The sequence below is a fragment of the Verrucomicrobiota bacterium genome (assembly GCA_037139415.1).
Lineage (GTDB): Bacteria > Verrucomicrobiota > Verrucomicrobiia > Limisphaerales > Fontisphaeraceae > JBAXGN01.
Window position 1 is genome coordinate 1 of sequence record JBAXGN010000264.1, and the last position, 7968, is coordinate 7968.

The 7968-nt window shown below is 58.6% G+C and carries 6 protein-coding genes; 2 read left to right on the top strand and 4 right to left on the bottom strand.

Annotated elements, in window-relative coordinates; translation table 11 throughout:
- Window positions 1-272: 272 nt before the first annotated feature.
- The 3 genes from WCO56_27555 to WCO56_27565 all read right to left on the bottom strand — a co-directional run bounded on the left by WCO56_27555 (window position 273) and on the right by WCO56_27565 (window position 5156).
- Complete coding sequence (locus WCO56_27555; GenBank protein MEI7733358.1) at window positions 273-2333, bottom strand: UvrD-helicase domain-containing protein; 2061 nt, start codon at window positions 2331-2333, stop codon at window positions 273-275.
- Window positions 2334-2411: 78 nt separating this feature from the next.
- Window positions 2412-3254: a glycosyltransferase gene (locus WCO56_27560; GenBank protein MEI7733359.1), complete on the bottom strand. Its 843-nt coding sequence runs from the start codon at window positions 3252-3254 to the stop codon at window positions 2412-2414.
- A gap of 9 nt (window positions 3255-3263) precedes the next feature.
- On the bottom strand, window positions 3264-5156 hold the full coding sequence (locus tag WCO56_27565) for a GreA/GreB family elongation factor (GenBank protein MEI7733360.1): 1893 nt from the start codon (window positions 5154-5156) through the stop codon (window positions 3264-3266).
- A gap of 124 nt (window positions 5157-5280) precedes the next feature.
- On the opposite strand from WCO56_27565, the gene rsmB reads away from it, so the two are divergent.
- Together rsmB and WCO56_27575 are read left to right on the top strand one after the other, a co-directional pair.
- Complete coding sequence (gene rsmB, locus WCO56_27570) at window positions 5281-6588, top strand: 16S rRNA (cytosine(967)-C(5))-methyltransferase RsmB (GenBank protein ID MEI7733361.1); 1308 nt, start codon at window positions 5281-5283, stop codon at window positions 6586-6588.
- Between the two features lie 176 nt (window positions 6589-6764).
- Window positions 6765-7700: a YceI family protein gene (locus WCO56_27575; protein ID MEI7733362.1), complete on the top strand. Its 936-nt coding sequence runs from the start codon at window positions 6765-6767 to the stop codon at window positions 7698-7700.
- 33 nt (window positions 7701-7733) lie between these two features.
- On the opposite strand, the gene WCO56_27580 is transcribed toward WCO56_27575, so the two are convergent.
- The coding region (locus tag WCO56_27580; protein ID MEI7733363.1) for a hypothetical protein at window positions 7734-7968 on the bottom strand (235 nt) is incomplete at its 5' end.

The window sequence follows — 7968 nt, forward strand, 5'->3', positions numbered from 1 at the left end:
CCACTGGGAAGAACTCTGGACTTCACCCCATTCGTAGCAGTGTCAAGATGCGCCCTTACTAACAGCGTGGCGATGATGGAGTTCACCGTGAGCGATCCCCCCACGCAATGGGAGGTGGGAACGATCTTGAATACGATCAACGAGTTGATCCAAGCACTGCGGCGAGTGTAGCGCGGGAGGGATTCAACGGGGCGGCTCGTTGAATCCGCCTCATTACTTCGGCGGCTACGGGGAGAGGTCACTTCCCAAACCCGGCGTTGATCGTCTGGGCCTCACCGGCGCAACTTCCATTCATCCAGCAGGTCGTTGGGGATTTCGCCCAGGAAGCGGGAGGGGGTGAGGAAGTAGTTGCCGGAATAGGCTTGGACGGTGCGGACGAGGGGGTAACTGAGGTAGAGTTCGTTGCGGGCACGGGTGATGCCCACGTAGAACAGGCGGCGCTCCTCCTCTTCGCCTTCCAAGCTGGCGGTGGAGCGTTCGGAGGGGAACAACCCTTCGTTGAGCATGATGAGGAAGACCACGTCGAACTCCAGGCCCTTGGCCTGATGGATGGTGGTGAGCTTTACCTGGTCATCGTCCTTGGCGGATTGGCGGTCGTGCTCGGCTTCCACGTTGGTGAGCAGGGAGAGTTGGGTGAGGAATTCGCTGGTGGTGGGGAACTGGCGCGCAAACATGGCGAGCTGGTCCAGGTCTTCCAGCCGGTTCTTGAAGTTCTGGAAGTTTTCCTTCACATAGACATCGTAGCCCGCCTCGACCACGAGTTCGATCAGCTTGCCCGGTTGGTCGCGCAGTTCCGGTTCTTCGAGTTGCGCCATGGTGTCGGTGAATTGCTGCCAGTCTTTGGCGGCTTTGGCGGGGACGACGCGGGCCAACTGGCCCAACACCGGGGCGAGCGGCGGATGCGGCGGGAGCGGGGCGGATTCTCCTTCAGCGGGCGGCGCGGCGGGCGCGGGCATTTGGGCGGTGGCCTCGGTGAACGCGGTCTGGCAGGCGCTCCATAGCTTGGCCGCCGCCTTGGCGCCCACGCCGGGCATCATGGCCGCGATGCGTTTGAGGCTTAATTCATCCAGCGGATTGCACAGTAGTTTGAGATAGGCGGTGACATCCTTGATGTGCGCCTGCTCGAAGAAGCGGATGCCGCTGGTGAGGCTGTACGGGATGTTGCGGCGGGTGAGTTCCATCTGCACTTCGAGGGAATGGAAGTGGGAACGGTACAGCACGGCAATGTCTTTGAGGCCGACGCCCGCCTCCTGAAGTTCCAGGATGCGTTGCGCGATGAACGACGCCTGCTGGTGGCCATCCTCACAGGCCACCAGCGCCGGTTTCTCGCCGGACTTGCGCGCGGGTTGCAGTTGCTTGGTGAATTGGTTCAGGTTGGCCTTGATGGCGGCGTTGGCCACGTTCAGGATTTCCGGCGTGCTGCGGTAGTTGACCTCGATCTTGAACACGCGCGCATTGGCGTAGCGGTTCGGAAAGCCAAGGATGTTTTTGTAGTTCGCGCCGCGCCAGGCGTAGATGCTTTGCGAGTCGTCCCCCACGACCATGACGTTTTTGTGGTGCTCAGCCAGCAGGTCAATGAGGTCGCTTTGGAGTTTGTTGGTGTCTTGATATTCGTCCACCAAAATGAATTGGAATTTGCGCTGGTAGAGTTCCCGCGCCTCGGCGTTTTCCTTGAGCAGCTTGAGCCAGAGCACCAGCAAATCATCGAAATCCATGACGTTGGTGGCGCGTTTGCGGGCCTGGTAACGCTTGGCGACGTCGAGGATTTGCGGAAGCTGGGCGTCGTCAATGGTGTACTCCTCTTTCAGGAGTTCCGCCAGGCTGCGGCAGGTGTTGAGCGCCATGGAGATCATCTCGCCCAGCACGTTCGGCTTGGGGAATTGCGATTTCTTCACGTCCACGCCCGCCTCCGCCGTGCAGGTCTTGATCAGGTCATCCGCATCGTCGCGGTCAATGATGGTGAAGTCCGGGCGGTACCCCGCCGCTTCCGCGTGCCGGCGCAACACGCGCGCGCCCACGGAATGAAACGTGCCGCCCCACACCGCCGTATTGGCGCCGTCCAGCAATTCCATCACGCGGCGCATCATTTCCTTGGCGGCCTTGTTGGTGAAGGTGAGCAGCAGGATGCGGTCGGCGGGGATGCCCTGCTCCAGGAGGAACGCCACGCGGTAGGTGAGCGTGCGGGTCTTGCCCGAACCGGCCCCGGCGATCACCAGCGCCGGACCGGGCGTGGCGGTGACGGCTTCGTACTGCTGGGGATTCAGCTCCTTCGCGTAATCAATCCTCAGGTTGGTGACCGGGCGGTACTGGTTGAGCGTATATTCGCGGGACATGGTTTGCAGAAGTTTTAAGGATTCGAGGTCTCGCGATTATTTCAGGAACACCACCTTGGCCACGAAAGGAGAGTCGCTTTACGGCGTCTGGTCCTCTTTGTTTTTCTTAAGCCGGCCGGACGCGCGCGGCACTGGGGCGCGCAGCGATTTATAGATCCAACCTTCCAGCGGACGACACAGGCGCAAGAGGGGATAGAAGGGCGAATAAATGGCGCGCAGGCGTAACACCGAGAGCAGCATGGTGAAGGAGGTGCGCCCCAACGTCACTTTGGAGCCCGCCTTATCGGTCCATTCGGTTGGCGTTTCCAGGACACTGAACCCGTGATGTTTGATAGAGTAAAGCAGGTTGATATCAAACGCCATGTCCGCGATATGCAACGTGGGCAGAATATCCTTGATGATCCGGCTGTGCATGATTTTGGCGCCGCATTGCGTGTCGCGAATCCCCATCCAGAACAGACCTTGCACGATCAGGTGAAAGACCCGGCTGGCAAATTGTCGCTTGCCGGTTTGGGATTGATGCAATACCGCGCCTTGAATCCACCGGGAACCAATCACGCAATCCGCTTCACCGGCGTGTTGGATCAGGTCGTGGAATGCCTGTGGGCCGGTCGCGCCATCCGCATCCACGTAACCGATCAAATCCGCCTGATCGGCCAACTTCAGCCCCTCGATAAGCGCCCCGCCTTTGCCAATCGGAGCGGCGAACTCAAGCGCCTCAATACTCGGGAAGTCTTTGGCGACGGACTGGATCACGCCCAAGGTGTTATCACGGCAGCCATTCAGCACCACGACCATCCGGAATTTCCCCGGATAATGACTTTGAAACCAGGCGCCATACTCGCGCAGGACCGGTTCGATGCGTTGCTCTTCGTTATACGCCGGAATGAGCAACAAGACGCTGGGAGCGGCTGGGTTCACGCCGTGCGGTTACAGCGAATTTTCGGGTACACTCTCGTCGGTCTCCGCCGGGGCTGATTCAGCAACGACAGGAGTGACGGGCGGTAGGGGCGGAGCCAGCACGATGGAATTGATCCGGTAACGCTTGATGACGCCATTCATGTCAAATTCCACGTCGGTACCCGCCGCATTCCCGATGAGTGCCTTGGCCATGGGGGTCAGATAGCTGATGATATGCTTTTCCGGTTCGGTATCCCAAGCGCCCATGATGGTGTACGTTTCCGGTTGCTGGGTGAGCAGATCGGTCACCTCGACGCGCGTGCCCAAGCCGGCCACGTCGGTGCGCGCGTTGGCGAAATCGGTGCCCCGCGCTTTGACCAATTGCTGTTCCAACTCTGATTTGCGGCGCATGAGGAGTTTCTGCATTTCCTTGGCGGCCTTGTATTCATGGTTCTCGCGCAGATCGCCATAGCTGCGGGCGATGGCGATTTCCTTGGAGTTGGCCGGAATCTTCTTTTGAACGAGTTCGCTGTACTCGTTCTTGCGGCGTTCGAGACTTTCCCAGGAGACCGTGATGGTGCTGTCTTGCTTGGTGGACTCGCCGGAGATGAGGGATTGAATGGCCGGGTAACTCTTGACGATGCGCGCCAGGAGCGACCGTTTGTCCATATCCACAAAGCAGGGGGAGAGTTTCAGCGCGCGGGTGAGGTCCTTGATGACTTCAATGTCCGCCGAGCCGATCAGTTCCACGAGCAATTCCTGATCGGACAGGATGAAGTCACGCAGGCGGTTGGATTTCTTTTCGTTGAATTGATCGCGCTCCATGGCGGTGAGCATGGCGCGGAAGACTTCCGGCCCGAGGATGTCTGCGTAGGCATCCGAGCGTTCCTTGGCCAGCCAGAGCAGCAGCTCGGTGCTGGCCTGGTGCTGGCTAATCAGGCGGGCCAGCGTCAGCTTCAGGTCTTCCAGTTTGTGTTCCTGGACCAACAGGTGGGCGAATTCAGACACCAGCTTGGCCGGAATGCGGTTGATTTCCCGCAGCACAGATTCATGCCAGCGGTCAGGAAAGGCTTCCTTGAATGAGAGCAGCATGCGGCGCTGCTTGGCGGCGGGCACGGCTTCCAAGGTCTGCGATAGCTTGACCTCATTATGCCAGATATGGTTGGCAGTGATCTCGCCCTCGGCCGGTTGCGTGCCGATGGCGGCACACAGTTCATCGCGCACAAAGACGGCTTCCAGCGCCACGGACGGTTGGTTGCGCTGATAGGAGGCAATCTCGGCGTTCAACCCGAGGATGGCTTCTTTGGCGCAGGCCTGCTTATCCTTCAAGTCGTTGAGATTGTTCATGAGTTCGGTGGCGACCAGGTGGCGCGCTTTGAGCCCTTTCGCGGAACGCAATTCGGCCATCAAACGGTCTTGCAGACTGACCTCTTTCGACTGGTAAGCCAAGGGCTCAGTCTTCTTTAACGGCAGCACAAAGTGCCCGTCCTTTTTCATCTCCGTGCGGGCGGCTTCCCACCACTTTTTCCAATCATCGCGAATGACATCCGGCACCAGTGACTGCTGGATCTGGTCAACGGTGGCTTTGCCGCCAAAACTGTTCAAAACCAACTTGATGAGGTCGAGGTGGTGCAAGGCCGCCATCTGGCGCAAACCGTCCAGGTCGGATGCTTTGCGGGCCAGAATATGGTCTTTGGGAATGGGCTTTAGCGAATCGGCGGCGAAGCCGAGATCCATTTGATGGCTTGGGCGATTCGGAAAATCAATGAGGAATCGAGCGAAAACGGTATCAATGGTGGTGATTTGGCCAAAGCCCCAACTGCGATGGTGGCAAAATCCACTGGTGGCCAAGGCCACCAAGGCTTCGATTTGTTTCGGGCTGATTTTGCCCTGTGCCGCCAGTTTATCAAACTCGTCTCTCATGTCGTCTCTCATATAGTGTCAAATAATATGCGTTATGCCAAATTTCCCGTTTATTGCCTGTGCAACCGGCCATTACGGGGGTACGATCCCGCCCAATAACCGCGCACTGCGCCATTATTACTCTGTGAACTGTCAAAAACCAAGAGAAATTGCCATCCGTTTGCTGAACCCGCGAACGGCAGCCGAAGGCTTTGTGGAAGAACGTCTCGAACTGGAGCTGCGCCAGCAGCCAATCTCGGGGCTGGACCGTCGTTTGGTTCAGGAACTGGTGTACGGCGTGATTCGCTGGCGGGCGACGCTGGGCTGGTTGGAACGGCGCAAGGCTTCGCGCCAACATTGCGCCCCGCTGGTTAGCAATCTGCTGGCCTTGGGGTTGTACCAGATGTTCTTTCTGGACCGCATTCCCGACCATGCCGCCGTTAATGAGACCGTCGAACTGGCTCGTGAGTTTGGCTGTCCGGCGCAACAAGCCGGGTTCATCAACGCCATCCTCCGCGCCTATTCTCGTGAGCGGGAGCAAACCCGCCAGGCCCTGCAAACCTTAAAGGACACCGACCCCGCGCTCGGTTACTCGCACCCCAAATGGTTGGTGGATGCCTGGACCACCCGTTGGGGACAGTACCCCACCCGCGCCCTGCTGGAGTGGAACAACACGCCGCCCAAAACCTTTGCCCGCCTGAACACATTGCGCGCCACCCCGGCGGAACTTCAGGCCGAGTGGACGCGCGAAGGCGTGACGTTCGCTCCGTTGGAACGAGCCTGGTTCCCCGCCGGACACGTTTATGAACTCACCGGCCATCCGCCGTTTGCGGAGTTGGCCAGTATGCAAGCCGGGCACTATTACCTCCAGGACCCCAGCACACTGCTCGCGGTTCACCTGCTGGACCCGCAACCCGGCGAGCGGATCCTCGACCTTTGCGCCGCGCCGGGCGGTAAGACGACGTATATCGCCCAACGCATGGAAAATCGGGGCCACCTGCTGGCTCAGGATTTGGATAACCACCGACTGGCGGTGTTGCGTGAAAACCTGGAACGTCTGGGCGTGACCTGCGCCACCGTCGCCCGGCCCGGCAGCGCGCCGGCTCCGGAGTTGGATGCGGCCTTTGACCGGGTGCTGGTGGACGCTCCTTGTTCCAATACCGGGGTCATGCGGCGCCGGGTGGAACTGCGCTGGCGGTTGGAACCGAGCGAACTGTTGCGGCTGGAAGCCGGGCAACTGAGCCTCTTGCGCCGGGCCATCCGCTATGTCAAACCCGGCGGGTGCCTCGTCTATAGCACGTGCAGCCTCGAACCCGGGGAAAACCTGGGCCTCGTTAAAAAGTTACTCGCCGAATTTCCGGCTTGGCAATTGGAGCAACACCAGGAATTGACGCCATTCAAAGACGGCGTGGATGGGGCGTTTGTGGCGGTACTGCGGCGCGGCGCGGCCTGATGGCTTTGTGGGGACCTTGGCGATGGCTGGGGTTGGTGTAAGTTCGCACGCCTGATTTTGCAGAAAAATGGCCGGCATAAAAATGGGGGGAAGTGATGGACCGGTATTATCAAACAATGAGTCTGAAGAACTTCAGCCGTGATTCCGTCCAAAGAGTACAGTTTCACTAATCGGGTATGATCAATCGGAGCACGGCAATTCTGTTTCTGGTGTTGACGGCGGCGGTGGCTTTCATGGCTGGCCGGGCGAGTTTGTCCAAGCCTGCCAGCCATGCCAGTGCGCCGCCGGTTCCGGCCGCCCCCACGGTGGCGACCCAGATATTCGTCCGGAAAATTGTTCAGACGACGGTGAACGAGCCTGCCGAAGCAGCCAGGGAATCTGCGTTTGCACTGGTGACGGTGACAAACCGGCCGGCTGCTCCGCACGCCAGAGGAATGCCCATGACTCACCCTGATGCCTCTGGCTCTAACCCTGTTCCCCAAACCGCAGTCTCTGATTTTACGCCGATGCCGTCAGCTTCTCAAGTCACGGCAGCAGGGGTTTCAATGAATGCCATCCGCTACCGCTCCAAACCGAGTGACAACACCAAGGTCCGGATTGAGGGGACGTCCAGCATTCACGACTGGTGGGCGGAAGGGAAGTTGATTAGCGGTTCTTTGACGGTGGATGGCATACCTTGGTACGGGGTGGGGCCGGTTGCTGCCGAGGGAAGAGTCGTCATTCCGGTGAATGCGATACATAGCAGTAGCGGTGCCAAAATGGATGAGATCATGTACGACGGTTTTGAAGTCGAGAAACAGCCGGATTACCGAAAGATCGTGTACGTCCTGGAGCAACTGATCATCAAGAAGGCGGTCACCGCCACCAATGCGGCTGAGTGTGATTCCAAGGGCTGGCTGATCATTCATGGTGTGACCAACAAGATTGACATGCCGGTGACCGTTCAGGTTGTGGAGAACCAGGACTTGCAAATCAACGGGGTCATTCCGCTTAAGATGACGCAATTTAATATCCAGCCGCCTTGTCCTAAAATGCAACTGGGTATAGTCAAAGCTCACGATGACATCAAAATCATCATCAACTGGCGGGTAACGGCGAAGCCAAAGGATTAAAGTACTGCGGGACAGAACGACGGGAGGAATTCTTCAGGTCTGGCTTCGGTAAGTGCCGTTGCCGTCAACCTGCCGCTCCCCGGCGTCACGGAAACTTTCCGTGGCACCACGGGAACATTTTCTTCCATCAGGGAAAACCTCCGTGGCGGCATTGGGGAATTCCATGACGCCTTTCCGGGCTTCCAAGACGTCAGGGAAACATTTCTTGGCACTATGGAAATAGTTCTGGAATCCATGGAAATAGTTCTGGAATCCATGGAAATAGTTC